We start from the raw sequence: 14,696 nt of genomic DNA on the forward strand, positions 1-14,696 counted from the left end.
GTTCCGTGAGTTCCGCCAAGCCCGCGCAGCACTTCGATGTCATCGTGGTCGGCGGCGGCCCGGCGGGGGCCACCGTCTCGGCGGCCGTCGCCCTGCGCGGCCATCGGGTCCTCCTTCTGGAGAAGGAGACCTTTCCCCGGTACCAGATCGGCGAGTCCCTGCTCCCCTCCACCGTGCACGGTGTGTGCCGGATCCTCGGCGTCGAGGGCGAGATGGCCGACGCGGGCTTCAAGCCGAAGCGCGGCGGCACCTTCCGCTGGGGCCGGAACCGGGACCCATGGCAGTTCTCCTTCGCGCTGTCGCCCCGGCTGGCCGACCCGACCTCGTTCGCCTACCAGGTCGAGCGGTCCCGGTTCGACGCGATCCTCCTCGACAACGCCCGCCGGGTCGGCGTGGACGTACGGGAGGGCTGCCGTGTGACCGGGGTGATCGCCGACGAGGAGCGGGTCCGCGGAGTGCGCTGGACAGGACCGGACGGCGAGATCCGCGAGGCCGGCGCCCGGTACGTCGTGGACGCCTCCGGCAACGGCAGCAGGATCCACACGCACGTCGGCGGGAAGCGGACCTACTCCGACTTCTTCCGCAACATCGCGGTGTTCGGTTACTTCGCCGGCGGCGCGCGGCTCCCGGCACCGAACGACGGCAACATCTTCTGCGCTGCCTTCGACGAGGGCTGGATCTGGTACATCCCGCTCCGGGACGACCTGACCAGCGTCGGAGCAGTGGTCGCCCGCGAGAACGCCGAGGCGATCCAGCGGGACCCGGCGACCGCCTGGCGCCGTCTGATCGACGCCTGCCCGGAGGTACGCGGCTTCCTCGACGGCGTCCCGCAGGCCACGGAAGTCCCGTACGACCGGGTCCGCGTACGCAAGGACTGGTCGTACTGGAAGTCACGGCTGTGGCGGCCCGGCATGGTGCTCGTCGGAGACGCGGCGTGCTTCGTCGATCCGGTGCTGTCCAGCGGAGTCCACCTCGCGACCTACGGCGCGCTGCTCGCCGCCCGGTCCATCAACGGCTGTCTCGCCCGAACCCTGGACGAGGACCGTCTGTTCGCCGAGTTCGAGGCCCGCTACCGGCACGAGTACGGCCTGTTCCACGAGTTCCTGGTCTCCTTCTACGACATGCACCAGGACGAACGGTCGTACTTCTGGAAGGCGCGCAAGGTCACCAACGTCGGCACGACGGAACTCGAGGCGTTCGTCGAGCTGGTGGGTGGTCTGGCCTCCGGCGACGCCTCGCTCACCGGGGGCGGGCCGGCGGGCGCACGGCTGACAGCAGTCGCCGACGACTTCGAGCGTGCCGTACGCCGCCTCCCCGACGCCGACGACCTGCGCAATCCGCTCTACGAGTCCGAGAGCTTCCGACAGGTGTTCCAGGAGGGGACCGTCCTTCAGGAACGCGGGCTGTTCGGCGGACCGCTGGAGGCGGAGGCGCCTCTGCGGCCCGGCGGACTGGTGGCGTCGGGGGACGGACTGAGCTGGGTCGAACCTGAGCCGTAGGGGCGCAGACAGATCGGCGCCGGATGCAATTCCGAGAAGCTGGGCGAGGCTGAGCTGACCATTCTCGCCTGGCGCCGGCTGCATGACGCGGGGTGCCTCCGGGCTGCTACCGGCTGCCTCGACCGGGGGCCGGGCCGCCGGCAGCGCGGTCCCAGGCCCCGTCGACCGCCTGCATGTCCGACAGGAGCACGGAGGCCGGCGCGTTCGGTCCGGCGACGGGTGACAGGGACGGACCCGGGCACGGGCACTTCCCTCCACGGTCAGGGTCTCACCGTCTCCTGGCCGTCGACGGGAATGCCCAGCCGGTCTGCCACGGTGGTGAGGGCTGTACCCAGTGGGAGCGAAACCCTGGCAAGAGCGTGTTGGTCGCCCCGGGTCTGGTCCAGGTTGATGATCAGCACCGGCTTTCCGGCCCGGGCCGCCTGACGGACGAAGCGGAGCCCTGACATCACCGTCAGTGAGGATCCGAGGACCAGCAGCGACGTCGCGGAATCGACGAGCTCGCGGCAGTGCTCGACCCGTTGCGGCGGAACGGCTTCGCCGAAGAACACGACGTCCGGCTTGAGGATGCCGCCGCAGATGGCGCAGGGCACCACGCGGAAGCCTCCGACCTGTTCATCCGTGAGGTCGGCGTCACCGTCCGGGTTGATCCCGGCGGCCACGGGCTCGAACCCCGGATTGGCCTCCTCCAGCCGTCGGGCGAGTTCGCGGCGGGGGCTGAAGGCACCGCAGGAAAGGCAGACGACCCGGGCCAGGGCTCCGTGGAGTTCCAGGACGTCCTCGCTGCCGGCGGCCTGGTGCAGACCGTCCACGTTCTGGGTGATGGCACCCGAGAGCAGGCCGTGCCGTCCGAAGGCGGCTACGGCCCGGTGCCCGGCGTTGGGGCGGGCTCCGCCGAAGGTGCGCCAGCCGAGGTGACTGCGCGCCCAGTACCGGCGCCGGGCATGGTTGCTGGCGGTGAAGTCCTGGTAGGTCATCGGAGTGTGTCGGCTCAGGCTCCCGCCCTCGCCCCGGTAGTCAGGGATGCCCGATTCCGTCGAGATCCCTGCTCCGCTCAGCACCAGCACTCCGCCGGTGTGCAGCGAATCAATGACGGGTTCCAGATCCGTCGTACCCGGCCGCAGGTCCTCGGCAGGGGTCCAGCTCAGCGTGGGGCGCATGCGCATGCCGTCAGGGTACGGAACGGCAGCCCGGTCCGGTCATCCGTTGCCGCCGCACACTCAGCTCGAGGACACCTCCCAGCGGACGGGTTGGCCCGTCCGGTGCTACGGCGAGGTGGGCGGGTGCGGGGAGCGGAGCACGAGCAGGGTGATCTCGCTGGGGGCGAAGACGCGGAACGGCGGGCCCCAGAAGCCGGTGCCGCGGCTGGTGTAGAGGAGAGTGCGGGTGCCGTGGTGGCTGAGGCCGGCGAGGGCGGGCTGGTCGATGCGGACCAGGTGGTGGAAGGGCCAGATCTGGCCGCCGTGGGTGTGGCCGGAGAGTTGAAGGTCGATGCCGGCGGCTTCCGCACGGTCGACGAACTTGGGCTGGTGTGCCAGGAGCAGGACGGGCAGGTCGGGGTCGGCGCCGTTCAACGCTCCGGCGAGGTGGGCGCGGTGGCCTGCCAGACCGGAGGACTCGGCGGTGACGTCATCCACGCCGGCCACCACGAGGGTGTCGCCTCCGCGTTCGAGCAGCAGATGGCGGTTGCGCAACGGCTCCCAGCCCAGCTCGTCCATCAGGTCGACCCAGCCCTGGGCCTCGCTGTAGTACTCGTGGTTGCCGGTGACGTACACACGGGCCCGGGTCGCCCGCACGGTACCGAGGGGGGCGGCCTGGGCGCGGCGGCGTTCGGCCGTGCCGTCCGCGATGTCGCCGGTGTGGCAGACCAAGTCGGCTTCCAGAGCGTTCACCGTCTCGCACACCCGTGCCGACCAGCGAGCGCGATCGAGTGGGCCGTAGTGGGTGTCGGTGATGAGGACGACGCGGAGGCCGTCCAGCCCGGCACCCAGTCGCGGGAGTTGCACGTCCAGCCGGCGCACGCGTGGCACGCGGCGGGCCTCGGCGTACCCCCAGGCGAGCAGTACGGCGGTTACGCCGAGGACAGCCCACGTGACGATTCTGGCCCGGTCCTGGCTCTCGCCGACGCCGGCCACGGTCAGGGCGAGCCGCAAGAGGACGCCGATGAGAACGGACCAGGTGAACAGGACCCAGCTGGTGCCCAGCAGGGTGTCACCGATGATCGCGGCCCGGTCCTGCTGGCGTCGGCCGTGGCCGCGCACCATCGTGAGCGGCATACATATGAGGCCGAGGGCGAACAGGGCGGTGCCGACCAGTGTGATGGGCAGCGGCCAGTGCTGGCCGGTGTACAGGAGCACCCAGCAGGGCACGGCCCACAACAGGACGGGGGCGATCAGCGGGATGTGGCGCATCAGGCGGTGCAGTCGGCTCTGCCGCGGCGCCGGCACTTCACCCTCAGCGGGCCGGGCGTTGCTGGTGGCGGTCACGCTTCCCCTCCCTGACCAGGCTGCCGTCTCGCGCACTGTATCCCGTCGCCCTCGAGCCGGCCGGACCGGCGTTCATGGGCAGAAGCGCAGACAGGGAGCCTTCTCCCCACAGTGAAGCGATGTTCCTCACAATCGTCGACTTCGACGCGTGCCCCTGTAGAGTGAAGATCGCCCTTGACCTGCACAAAGCAGGCAGGGAGCCGTCTTTCACGAGTCCAAAGTGCTGCGTACTCTGTTCAAGTCCAAGATCTAACGTTTGGGTGTTTCCGCAGGTCAGGGGCCTGATTGCCGCGTCGGAGTCAGCAAATGGTCAGCATCAGGCCGGAGTTCCGGGTGGAGCCGGTCCCATGCGCGGGGCGCACGATGCCCTCCAAGTTTTGATCGATGAGGCATGGCGGGGCAGGCGCTGGGGGGAGACGGATATCGCCAACTGTTTCGAGGCATTCCGCATGAGAAGTTGATGCAAGCGGTCGAGGAACGCGTCTGCGACCGGTCGGTCCTCAAATTCCTGTGCGTAATGCTGAGGGCCGCGGTGATGGAAGACGGGCAGGTCCGGCGGTGGCCGAACTCGGCCCGTCAGCAAGCTGACGGCTCCTCATGAACGGTCGACGTTAGTAATCTGACGATCGGTCGGTCGAAGCAGCGTGCTTGAGATGGACCAAGGCTGCGCCGACTTGCTTGTCCTGACGACGGAAACGGGAGGCATCGTGGTCGCGTCTGGTCCGAAAGCTTCGAAGGCTGGGGGGTGCGGCGCCACTCCGGTGAGACCGACTGCAGGGGACGCGACCCCCGTTGACAGCAGGCAATCAAGCCATGCCTCGTATCTTGGCCTGGAGGTTTCGGCCGAGAGGACCAGGCTTCAGATCGCGCAAGATATCTCCCTGGAGGCATGGTGCCGCCTCGGCGGAAGGATCCTCGCGGTGTGCGATTCGTCGGCCTGGTGGATCGGTGATTGGTTGGTGTTCGGGCAGAACCATTATGGTGAGCGATACCGCCGGGCGATGGAGAAGACCAAGCTTGACTACCAAACGCTGCGAAATTATGCCTGGGTGGCGAGAAAATTCGAGCCGTCCCGCCGGCGAGACAGCCTCACGTTCCAACATCACATGGAAGTAGCATCTCTCTCGGAAGCCGAACAGGACCACTGGCTCGACTTCGCAGTCCGACTGAACTGGTCGAGGAACCAGCTGCGCAAACAGATCCGGGCCAGCATATCGGGCGAAGAAGATGATCTCCGGCGCCAGGTTCAGCTCAGCCTTCAATTAGACGAGTTACGTCTCGAACGGTGGAAGGAGGCGGCGCGGGGGAGCAATCTGACTCTGACGGACTGGATCTTATCCGTCGTCGACAAGGCCATTTGACCGGATGCGCTCATACGATATCGGTGCCTTACGGCACTGCTGCGTGACGGCCCCGAAGGGATTGCGGGAGATCAATGCGCACGGCCGAGATGATCGGGGCTGGAATGATCGGTACGTCCACCGGTCCGGCGCTGCGGAAGCAAGGCGCCGACACCCCCCTCATGGACGCCAGTCCCGTCGCACTGTGCATTGCCGAAGCAGTCGGTGCCGGGACGGCCGAGGAACCGCCGGAAGCGGTGGACCCGGCGGTGGTCGCCGTGCCGCCGGCCCAAGTGGCACCGCGGTGGTCGCGTCTCACCAGTCGAGGGGAACCGCTCGCTTCTACGTCGACGTGGCGGGAGTGAAGGTCTCGCGCTGGCGTGAACTGGAAGTACTGGGTTGTGACCTTGCCACTGTGGTGGGTGGTCATCCACTGGTGGGACGGCCGGGATCCGGTCCCCTGACGGCGCAGGACGACCTGTTCGACGGACGGCCGTGGGCGCTCGTGCCCACAGATGTTTCCGTCGACGACCGGCCGACCGAGCTGGCCCGCCTCTTCAGCGACGTGGCCAGCGCCGGGGTTGGTGATGCACGGCATCAACATCTCGCAGCGGCCGGACAGCCTCGACCCTACGGTCGCCTTTTCGGTCACTCCGCGCAACGCTGAGGACCTCTTGCACGAACTACGTCGCAGGAAGTGGCCGGCGGACGCCTGACATCGGGGAGGGCGGTCAACTCGACGAACTCCTCGAATCCGGCCTTCCGTTCACCACGCGGCACGCCCCTCTCGGTGAGCACTCGCGTAACACCGGCGCTCACGGATCCGGCACCGATGCCTAGGACGAACCCTCGGCTCGACATGCACGGCGCCGATGACCTCCAGGGCGCCGATGTCGGTGACTTAGAATCGAACGGGGGCAGTCGGCGATGGGCTCACCGTCAACCACTCACAGGCCACGCCGGGTAGAGCCGACGATTCCGCACACCGTGCGAATGTGCATACGTCAGGCATGGCCGTGATCGATCTGGACGCGGACCGAATTGAGTCATTCGGGTAGTCGTTGTAATGAGCGATGAACGTGCTTTGATGCTGCTGAGCCTGGTCAAGACCTGCGTCTGGTCACCCATGTCCTACACGCGCTGATCCAAGCCAGATCATTATGTCCTATGGGGGGTCATATGAGTAACAGCGGTGATGAGGAGATGACGTCGATTTCACCTAAAGCAATCGGAAAAGGGGAGCGGGTTCCGATCGCTTCGTTATTGCCGCCGTTTGAACTACTGCGGTCCGACGAAAGCACTGAACACATTCGTGCACTGGTCGAAACGGAGGAGGTCCTGCCACCGATTGTCGTGCACCGTGAGACACGGCGGGTCATCGACGGAATGTACAGACTGCGGGCAGCTCGTTTTCGTGGCGACGAATGGATCGAGGTCGTTTTCGTCGATGGTTCCTCAGCCGATGTGTTTGTCCTCGCGGTTGAGTTGAATCGTGCGCACGGCCTGCCGTTGACGATGGCTGAGCGCAAATCTGCCGCCGCGCGGATCATGGATTCGCACCCGCACTGGTCCGACCGCAAGATCGCACGGACCACTGGATTGGCGGCCAGCACTGTCGCGTCTTTGAGATCGCCATCCATCGCTGGCACGCTCGAGCGTAGAATCGGGCAGGATGGCCGGACTCGCCCCAAGGACGGCACCGAAGGACGCCGGCGTGCGAGTGATCTGCTGGCCCGGAACCCGAACGCGTCGGTTCGCGAAGTAGCCAAAGCAGCGCGGATCTCGGTAGGCACCGCCAGCAATGTGCGCGCCAGATTGCGGCGAGGCGAGCCGGCAACAACCGCCCTACAGCAGGCAGCCCTGAAACCACGCCCGGTCACGGCGACGCAGCGAACCGGTCCGGACTACAGCCGCGTGCTGCAGAGCCTGCGCAACAACCCATCGCTGCGGTTCACCGACGTCGGCCGACGCTTGCTCCGCTTGCTTGGCGGCGCCGCCCCGGGCAGCGTCGAGCAGATCGCCCAGATCGCGGACAACGTGCCGGAACACTGTCGTGTCATGGTGATCGACATGGCCCGCGAGTGCGCCGCCGCGTGGCAACATCTGGCCGACCAGCTCGCGGGCCGAGACACCGCCTGACGGAGAAATACGGTCTGATCCGGTGGCTGCGGGACGTTCAACTGCTCGAACCATACGGTTGAACACCACCACACAGTCGAACGTCGACGGTCGGCATCATGGTCACCGGGTCGGGCCTGGAATCTTGAACCGCCCCGGTGTGATGAAGACGATGGAGAGATGGCTCGGTCTTCGAGGCACTCTCGTGAGGTACGTGAGCGTGCTGTGGCGGTGGTGTTCGAGAAGGCAGATGAGTATTCTCCGCAACGCCGTTTTCGAGGTTGCGGCAGTCCGATACACCTGCCTGCAGGACCGACAGGTCGATTCTCCAGTCGATGATATCTACGGAGGCGCATGTAATGGCGACGAACCCGTTCGAGGACGAGAACGGCGTCTATCTGGTCCTGATCAATGACGAGGGGCAGCATTCTGTGTGGCCTTCGTTCGCTGCTCTTCCCAAGGGGTGGACCGTCGTTCTCAATGAGGCGTCGCGGCAAGAGTGCATCGATTACGTCAATGAACATTGGACAGACATGCGACCGTTGAGCCTGCGGCCGGCGATGGGTGACGAGTAGAAACCGCTCGTTCAAAAGTCGAAACTGCGACCGCTGGTCGTGCTCGGCCGGGCCTCCGGCCAGGCCTCGTTCCAGACTCGGAACTGCTCGTCGGACAACAATGGTGCGACGCAGGTCCCTTGATCCAACGCTTCGCAACGGCTGCGGCATCCCCGGGCCTCAAGGGGCCAGGCGCTTCACGGCAGACCCAATGCGTGATTCAATCATGCGAAGCATTCGATGCATGACTTCCCAGCGCTTGGAGCGTCGTCGAGATAGATATCGGGCAAGATATCTCGGAAGTCACCTGTTCGTGCAGCATTTCATTTCAGCTATCCGGGGAGTATGTTCCGACGGCATGGAGACTTAACGGTGGTACAACCATGCTGATATTCAACAGGGGGCGGTTTGTTCTCCAAGGATCTGAACAAGGCTTCTGATCGGTCGGCGACAACCAGGACGGCATCGGCCACGCTGGCCGAACTGTGGGAGCGGACGGTACGCAGTCGGCCAAGCAGTCCGGCGATTGTCTCGAAAAGCGAGATCCTGTCCTACGACGAGGTGAATGCCAGGGCAAACCAGTTGGCCCGACTGCTGCTCAGCGAGGGGGTGGGCCCGGGCCGTGTGGTGGCACTGGCGCTGCCCCGATCCAGTCGAATGGTGATCAGCGTGCTTGCCGTGGCCAAGGCCGGGGCGGCGTTCCTGCCCGTGGACGTCAACCACCCGCAGCAGCGGATCTCCTACGTGCTCGCTGATGCCGAGCCCGCATTGCTGTGCACCATCCGGACCGCTGTCCCGAAGCTGCCTGCTGACATCGGGGTGCCGCAGCTGGTGCTGGACTCGGTTAAGCAGACTGCCACGCTCAACGCACTGCCCGACACCGACGTGACTGAGGACGAACGTGGTGGCTCACTCGCCGCTACAAACCTGGCTTACGTGATTTACACCTCGGGCTCGACAGGTCGACCGAAAGGTGTCGCTCTGACCGGTGCCGGGTTGCCCGCCTTGGCCGCGGCCAAGGTCGCCACGATGCAGGTCACTGAGGACAGCCGGGTGCTCCAGTTCGCCTCGCCGAGCTTTGACGCCTATTTGACCGAGCTGCTCGCCACTTTTACCTCCGGTGCCACTTTGGTGGTGCCAGGGTCGGACACACTGGCCGGTGACCCGCTGGAAAGGGCCCTACAGGAGGGCCAGGTCAGCCACGCGGTGCTGCCGCCTGCCGCAGTCGCGACCATGTCCCCGGACGCGACGCCGGACCTACGCGTTCTGGTGGTGGCCGGCGAGGCGTGCCCGGCCGGCCTGGTGGAACAGTGGGCAACAGGACGCCTCTTGGTCAACGCCTACGGTCCGACCGAGTGCACCGTGTGCGCGACCATGACCGGCCCGCTGACCCCGACGGACGAGGTCACTATTGGCCGGCCGATTCCAGGCGTGTCTGTGCACATCCTCGACGACGAACTACTACCAGTCGCGGTCGGAGAAATCGGCGAGTTGTACCTCAGCGGTGCCGGGCTCGCGCGCGGCTACCTCAACCGCCCTGATTTGACCGCGCAGGTGTTCGTGGCCAATCCCTTCGCCGCCGACGGCAAACGGATGTACCGCACCGGTGATCTGGCCTCCATACGGGCCGACGGCGACATCCTGTTCCACGGCCGGATTGACGACCAGGTCGAACTGCGCGGATTCCGAATCGAGCTCGGAGAGGTGGAGTCCGTGCTCAGCCAACATCCGGACGTGGCCCAGGCGGTGGCCGTGCTGCGGGCCGGCGAAGCCGACGGGCCGCAGCTGCTGGCCTACGTGGTGCCGACGCACGGCACCACGCCCGCAGCGGGCGAACTGCGTGAGCACGCCGGCCGCTTCCTGCCCGACTACATGGTGCCGTCGATCTACGCGACCATCGACGCCATTCCTCTGACTCCCAGCGGAAAGACAGACCGAGCCGCGCTGCCGCCGATCAAGACCACCCGGCCCGCCGGTCAGGAACCGCGCACTTCTGCCGAGAAGATCCTTTTCGATATCTTCCGAGACCTATTCGGCCTTGGCGAGATCGACGTGCGCAGTAACTTTTTCGAACTGGGCGGGAACAGCATCCTGGCTGTCGACCTCATTCAGCGAGCGCAGGAAGCCGGCTTGGTGCTCTTGCCCAGGTCCGTGATCGACCATCCGACCATCGAGCAGTTGGCCGCGATAGCGACCCTCGGGGAGTGAGAGATGAGCACCCGTCCCATGGTGTCCCCCGACGAACTCGAGGAGATCGACCTGGCCTCGCCCATTCTGCACGCCGAGTACGAGCTCGATGCGGTCTTCCGGCATCTGCGGGCCAATCGACCGATGTACTGGCAGCAGCCACGGGGTGAGCAGCCCGGCTTCTGGGTGATCAGCCGGTATGCCGACGTGAATGAGGTGTACAAGGACAAGGCGCACTTCACCACGGAGAACGGTAACGCGCTGGCCACCTTGCTCACCGGCGGTGACTCGGCCTCGGGTGCCATGCTCGCGGTCACCGACGGTGTGCGCCACCACCAGGTGCGCAACTTGTTGTCCAAGGGCTTTTCGCCGCAGATGCTCGACCTGATCGCCAACTCGCTGCGGGAAACTGTTGACGAGCTGCTGCTGGCAGCGCTGGATCGAGGCGAATGCGATGCCGCGCGGGACATCTCGGCGAAAGTGCCGCTGGGCGCCATCTGCGACCTGTTGGAGATTCCCCAGACCGACCGGGAATACTTGCTTGGCTTGACCGCGCACGCGTGGAGCACGGACTACGCGGACGAACCTCCTGAGGAGAGCTGGGTCGCCAAGAACGAGATCCTCCTGTATTTCAGCAAACTACTCAAGGAGCGTCGTGGTGGTGACCGGGACGACATGGTCAGCCTGTTGGCGAATTGCCGGATCGACGGCGATCCGCTCAATGCAGCCGAGCAGATAGCCAACTGCTACGGGCTGATGATCGGCGGTGACGAGACCGGCAGACACGCCATCACCGGCACGGTCCTCGCGTTGATCGAGAATCCCGACCAGTGGCGAGCCCTGAAGAATGGCGATGTCGATCTGAAGACGGCGACCGAGGAGGCACTGCGGTGGACCGTGCCGTCGCTGCACGGTGGTCGGAAGGCAACCGGAGACGTTGTGATCAACGGCCAGCAGATCAAGGCCGGCGATGTGGTCAGCGTGTGGATCTCCTCAGCCAACCGGGATGAGACCGTCTTCGACGCGCCGGACGAGTTCAAGCTCGCCCGCACCCCGAACAAGCACTTCACCTTCGCCTACGGCTCGCACTACTGCCTCGGCCACTACCTCGGCCGGATGGAGGTCTACGCCGTGCTCGACGGGTTACGCCGGCTGGTGGGCGACTTGGAGCAGATCGGCGAAGAGCGGTGGATCTACTCCAGCATCTTGCACGGCATGAGCTCACTGCCGATCAAGATCACGGCCTGAAGCCCCCTGGACGTGCACATGATGAGCACTGTCAACGCGGCCAACGCATTCGAGGACGGGCAAGGCACCGAGTTCTGCTCAGACCGCCCGGCAGCCTGCCCTTGCGTACATCGAGCGGAATTGGTCGGCGCGCCGACCCCGGAGGCGACCCGATGACTGGGCCCGCCGCATCAGCGGTGGCTTACGAGCCGGTCGCGATGGTCACCGGAGCCGGCCGGGGCATCGGCGCGGCCACGGCCGAGCGCCTTGCCTCGGAGGGCATGGCGGTGATCGTCGTCGACCGCGTGGAACAGGACACCACAGCCACGCTCTCGGCCATCCGTGCGGCCGGCGGACGGGCCAGCGGGCTCGGCTGTGACGTCACCGTAGCTCACGCGGTGACGGCCACCGTCGCCTCGGCCGTCGAGGAGTTCGGTCACCTCGACGTGCTGGTGAACTGCGCCGGGGTCACCCAGGATCGGCTGCTGCTCACCATGAGCGACCAGGAGTGGGACAGGGTCCTGGACGTCAACCTCGGCGGCACCATCCGATGTTCGTTCGCGGTCGGCAGGCACATGCGCCGGCAGGGGCACGGCCGGATCATCAACTTCAGTTCTGTTGCCGCGCGCGGCAATGCCGGTCAGACCAACTATGCGACCGCGAAGGGCGCGATTGCCGGGCTCACCCGCACGCTCGCGGCCGAATTCGGTCCCCACGGCGTGACGGTCAACTCGATCGCACCGGGCTTCGTGGCCACGCCGATGGTGGACGAGCTGACCGAACGGCTCGGTGTGGATCGGGACACCGTCCTGCTGGAGGCGGCGATGTCCTCGGCCGTGGGCCGGATCGGGACGCCCGAGGAAATCGCCGCGGTGGTGGCATTCGTCACCCGGCCGGAATCGGGCTACCTCACCGGGGAGACCATCCACGTCGAAGGTGGTCGGCGATGACAGGAGTCGCGGTCGTGGCCGGCGGCAGCGAGCACACGGGGCTCGCGGTCGCGCTCAGGTTGGCGGCGCGGGGCTTCGACGTCGCCCTGCTGGACACCGAATTCACGGCGGCCGACAAAACTGTTAGGCGAATCGAGGAGTCCGGCAGGCGGTGCGTCACGGTGGAGGCCGAGTTGACCGACGCCAGGTCGGTCGGTGTCGCTTTCGGCCAGGTGCGTACCACGCTGAGCAGCCCCGCCGTGCTGGTCACCTGCATCGAACCGGGGCCGGTGCCGGACGGGTTGCCCGAGGACGAACTCGCGGACGAACAGCGCTATGGCGTGGTACGACGGGCGCTGCGCTCGGCGTTCGTATGTTGCCAGGCTGGGGCCGGCCAACTACTGCACCACCGGTGGGGACGGATCATCATCGTCACCGAGCCGGTCGACGTGGGCGAAAACGCCTGGCGCACCTCGCAGCCCGTGCTGGCCGGGTTGATCGGTTTCACCCGGTCCGCGGCGTTGGAGCTGGCGAGGTCCGGTATCACCGTGAACCTCATCGCGCCGGCCGACAGCGCGGTCGACAGCCGGGCCCCGGCGCACCAACCGGCGGTCAACAACAGCGCGGTCTCCTATGCGGAGGGGGTCGCGCACGTGACGGAGTTTCTGGTCGACGAGCAGGCTGTCGGAATCACCGGGCAGGAGATCTACCTCGCCGCTGCCCAAGCGGGAGTACCTCTACTTCGCGAAAGGTAGTCACTGGTGGCGAACAGGGACCACGGACCGGAGCACTACGTCACCCGCATCCTCGATGAGGCGGCGCGGGACGGCGCGCGACCGGTTGTCCGGTGGCGGGACACGGTAATCACCGGCACAGAGCTCCACCGATCGGTACGGCGGATCGCGACGGCACTGCGCGAGGCAGGTGTGGCACGCGACCACGCGGTGGCCATCCTGACCCAGGTGAACAGCCCATGGATGCTGATCGTCCGCTATGCCGCACACCTGCTGGGCGCATCGGTCGTGTACATAACCGGCGCCAACCACGGCACCGTAACCCACGACCTGCCGGTCACCACCCGGGTCCGGATGATGCGTGAAGCAGGCGCATCTGTACTGGTGTTCGACGAGCGCAACGCTCAGCTCGCCGAGACCATCCACGAGACGGTTCCGGACAAACTCGTGCTGTGCGGCCTCGGTCATCCGGCGTCCGGCACGGTGACCGCCGACGGCCGGCCGGTCGAGGACGTGGCGGTGGAATTCCCGGCCGAGACACCTGAGCTGGCAATGGTGCTCTATACCAGCGGTACCACCGGCCAACCCAAGGGCGTGTGCAAACCGTTCGGGGCATGGAACGCGACCGTGGTCGGCCTGGCCGGGCAACCCCGGCCGCGGCAGACCTATCTGGCAATGACCGCCGTGAGCCACACAGTAGGAATGGTCGTCGACATAGCGCTGGCCGCCGGCGGCAGCGTGCTGCTGCGTGAGAAGTTCGATCCCCCCGACTTCCTGCGAGATGTCGTGACGCACAGGGTCACCGACACATTCATGGGTGTGCCGCAGCTCTACGCGATCCTCAACCATCCCGATGTTCGCACCACGGACCTGTCCTCGTTGCAACACCTGGTGTATGTCGGCTGTCCCGCATCGCCGGAACGCCTGCGGGAGGCGGTCACTGTGTTTCCTGGTGTGCTGTCCCAGTCCTACGGTTCCACCGAGACCGGCCGGATCGCGATGCTCCGTGAGGACGACCACGACCATCCTGAACTGCTGGCCACCGTGGGCCGGCCGATGCCGGGGATCACCATCGCGATCCGCGACCCGGAAACAGGACGAGACCTGCCGGTCAACGAGATCGGCGAGGTGGTGGTGCACAGCCCGAACAATATGGCCGGCTATATCGGCGATCCCGAGGGCACCGCGCGGGTGGTCCGGGACGGCTGGGTGCATACCGGCGACATGGGCTCCGTCGACGAACGCGGGTACGTGCGGCTGTTCGGCCGGATGCACGAGATGGTCAAAGTGCAGGACACGCGAGTCAGTCCGACCGAGGTGGAGAAGGTGCTCGTCGGCTGTCCCGGCGTGGTGGACGCGTGCGTGTACGGCCACCGCAGGCCGGACCTGATCGAGGAACTGCACGCCGCTGTCGTGCTCAGTACCGAGGACGCCCCGAGTTTCGCCGCTCTGCGCGACCACGTCGCGCAGGCCATGACCCCGACGCACGCTCCGGTCCGGTTCGTGCGCTGGCGGCAGTTCCCGATCAACAACACCGGGAAGATGGATCGGCTGCGGATCCGCGAGGTCAGCGCCGAGGCTCGCGGTGAGGGCCCGGACGTGCTGGTGGACAGGTGAGGTGA

General features: G+C 66.4%; 12 protein-coding genes. 10 read left to right on the forward strand and 2 right to left on the reverse strand.

Annotated features, from left to right (window positions below):
* The first annotated feature begins 5 nt into the window (after positions 1-5).
* Positions 6-1,499: a tryptophan 7-halogenase gene (locus ACGFNV_RS03705; protein ID WP_393620005.1), complete on the forward strand. Its 1,494-nt coding sequence runs from the start codon at positions 6-8 to the stop codon at positions 1,497-1,499.
* A gap of 260 nt (positions 1,500-1,759) precedes the next feature.
* Here ACGFNV_RS03705 and ACGFNV_RS03710 read toward each other — a convergent pair whose 3' ends face one another.
* Positions 1,760-2,665, reverse strand: a complete 906-nt coding sequence (locus tag ACGFNV_RS03710; protein ID WP_393619073.1) for an NAD-dependent protein deacetylase — start codon at positions 2,663-2,665, stop codon at positions 1,760-1,762.
* 99 nt (positions 2,666-2,764) lie between these two features.
* On the reverse strand, positions 2,765-3,985 hold the full coding sequence (locus tag ACGFNV_RS03715; RefSeq protein ID WP_393619074.1) for a metallophosphoesterase: 1,221 nt from the start codon (positions 3,983-3,985) through the stop codon (positions 2,765-2,767).
* A 707-nt stretch (positions 3,986-4,692) separates the two neighbouring features.
* On the opposite strand from ACGFNV_RS03715, the gene ACGFNV_RS03720 reads away from it, so the two are divergent.
* The 9 genes from ACGFNV_RS03720 to ACGFNV_RS03760 all read left to right on the forward strand — a co-directional run bounded on the left by ACGFNV_RS03720 (position 4,693) and on the right by ACGFNV_RS03760 (position 14,691).
* Entirely contained in the window at positions 4,693-5,346 is a 654-nt protein-coding gene (locus ACGFNV_RS03720) for an LmbU family transcriptional regulator (protein ID WP_393620006.1), read from the forward strand.
* 4 nt (positions 5,347-5,350) lie between these two features.
* Positions 5,351-5,992 (forward strand): prephenate dehydrogenase/arogenate dehydrogenase family protein, encoded by a 642-nt coding sequence (locus tag ACGFNV_RS03725; RefSeq protein ID WP_393619075.1) that lies wholly within the window; start codon positions 5,351-5,353, stop codon positions 5,990-5,992.
* A gap of 512 nt (positions 5,993-6,504) precedes the next feature.
* The gene (locus ACGFNV_RS03730) at positions 6,505-7,464 is read left to right on the forward strand and encodes a ParB/RepB/Spo0J family partition protein (protein ID WP_393619077.1); all 960 of its coding nucleotides are present in this window, start codon (positions 6,505-6,507) and stop codon (positions 7,462-7,464) included.
* 338 nt (positions 7,465-7,802) lie between these two features.
* The gene (locus tag ACGFNV_RS03735; protein WP_393619078.1) at positions 7,803-8,018 is read left to right on the forward strand and encodes an MbtH family protein; all 216 of its coding nucleotides are present in this window, start codon (positions 7,803-7,805) and stop codon (positions 8,016-8,018) included.
* A gap of 387 nt (positions 8,019-8,405) precedes the next feature.
* Entirely contained in the window at positions 8,406-10,205 is a 1,800-nt protein-coding gene (locus ACGFNV_RS03740; protein ID WP_393619080.1) for an amino acid adenylation domain-containing protein, read from the forward strand.
* 3 nt (positions 10,206-10,208) lie between these two features.
* Entirely contained in the window at positions 10,209-11,432 is a 1,224-nt protein-coding gene (locus ACGFNV_RS03745) for a cytochrome P450 (protein WP_393619081.1), read from the forward strand.
* A 152-nt stretch (positions 11,433-11,584) separates the two neighbouring features.
* On the forward strand, positions 11,585-12,361 hold the full coding sequence (locus ACGFNV_RS03750) for an SDR family oxidoreductase (protein ID WP_393619083.1): 777 nt from the start codon (positions 11,585-11,587) through the stop codon (positions 12,359-12,361).
* 14 nt (positions 12,362-12,375) lie between these two features.
* Positions 12,376-13,095, forward strand: a complete 720-nt coding sequence (locus ACGFNV_RS03755) for an SDR family oxidoreductase (protein WP_393619084.1) — start codon at positions 12,376-12,378, stop codon at positions 13,093-13,095.
* Positions 13,096-13,101: 6 nt separating this feature from the next.
* Entirely contained in the window at positions 13,102-14,691 is a 1,590-nt protein-coding gene (locus ACGFNV_RS03760; protein ID WP_393619085.1) for a class I adenylate-forming enzyme family protein, read from the forward strand.
* Positions 14,692-14,696 lie beyond the last annotated feature (5 nt).

This window comes from Streptomyces sp. NPDC048751 (assembly GCF_043198595.1).
In the GTDB taxonomy this organism is placed as follows: Bacteria; Actinomycetota; Actinomycetes; order Streptomycetales; family Streptomycetaceae; genus Streptomyces.

Bases quoted from the DNA above. Each gene is read 5' to 3' on its own strand.
- ACGFNV_RS03710 (WP_393619073.1), bottom strand. From the start codon at position 2,665: ATGCGCATGCGCCCCACGCTGAGCTGGACCCCTGCCGAGGACCTGCGG.
- ACGFNV_RS03725 (WP_393619075.1), top strand. From the start codon at position 5,351: ATGCGCTCATACGATATCGGTGCCTTACGGCACTGCTGCGTGACGGCC.
- ACGFNV_RS03730 (WP_393619077.1), top strand. From the start codon at position 6,505: ATGAGTAACAGCGGTGATGAGGAGATGACGTCGATTTCACCTAAAGCA.
- ACGFNV_RS03735 (WP_393619078.1), top strand. From the start codon at position 7,803: ATGGCGACGAACCCGTTCGAGGACGAGAACGGCGTCTATCTGGTCCTG.
- ACGFNV_RS03745 (WP_393619081.1), top strand. From the start codon at position 10,209: ATGAGCACCCGTCCCATGGTGTCCCCCGACGAACTCGAGGAGATCGAC.
- ACGFNV_RS03750 (WP_393619083.1), top strand. From the start codon at position 11,585: ATGACTGGGCCCGCCGCATCAGCGGTGGCTTACGAGCCGGTCGCGATG.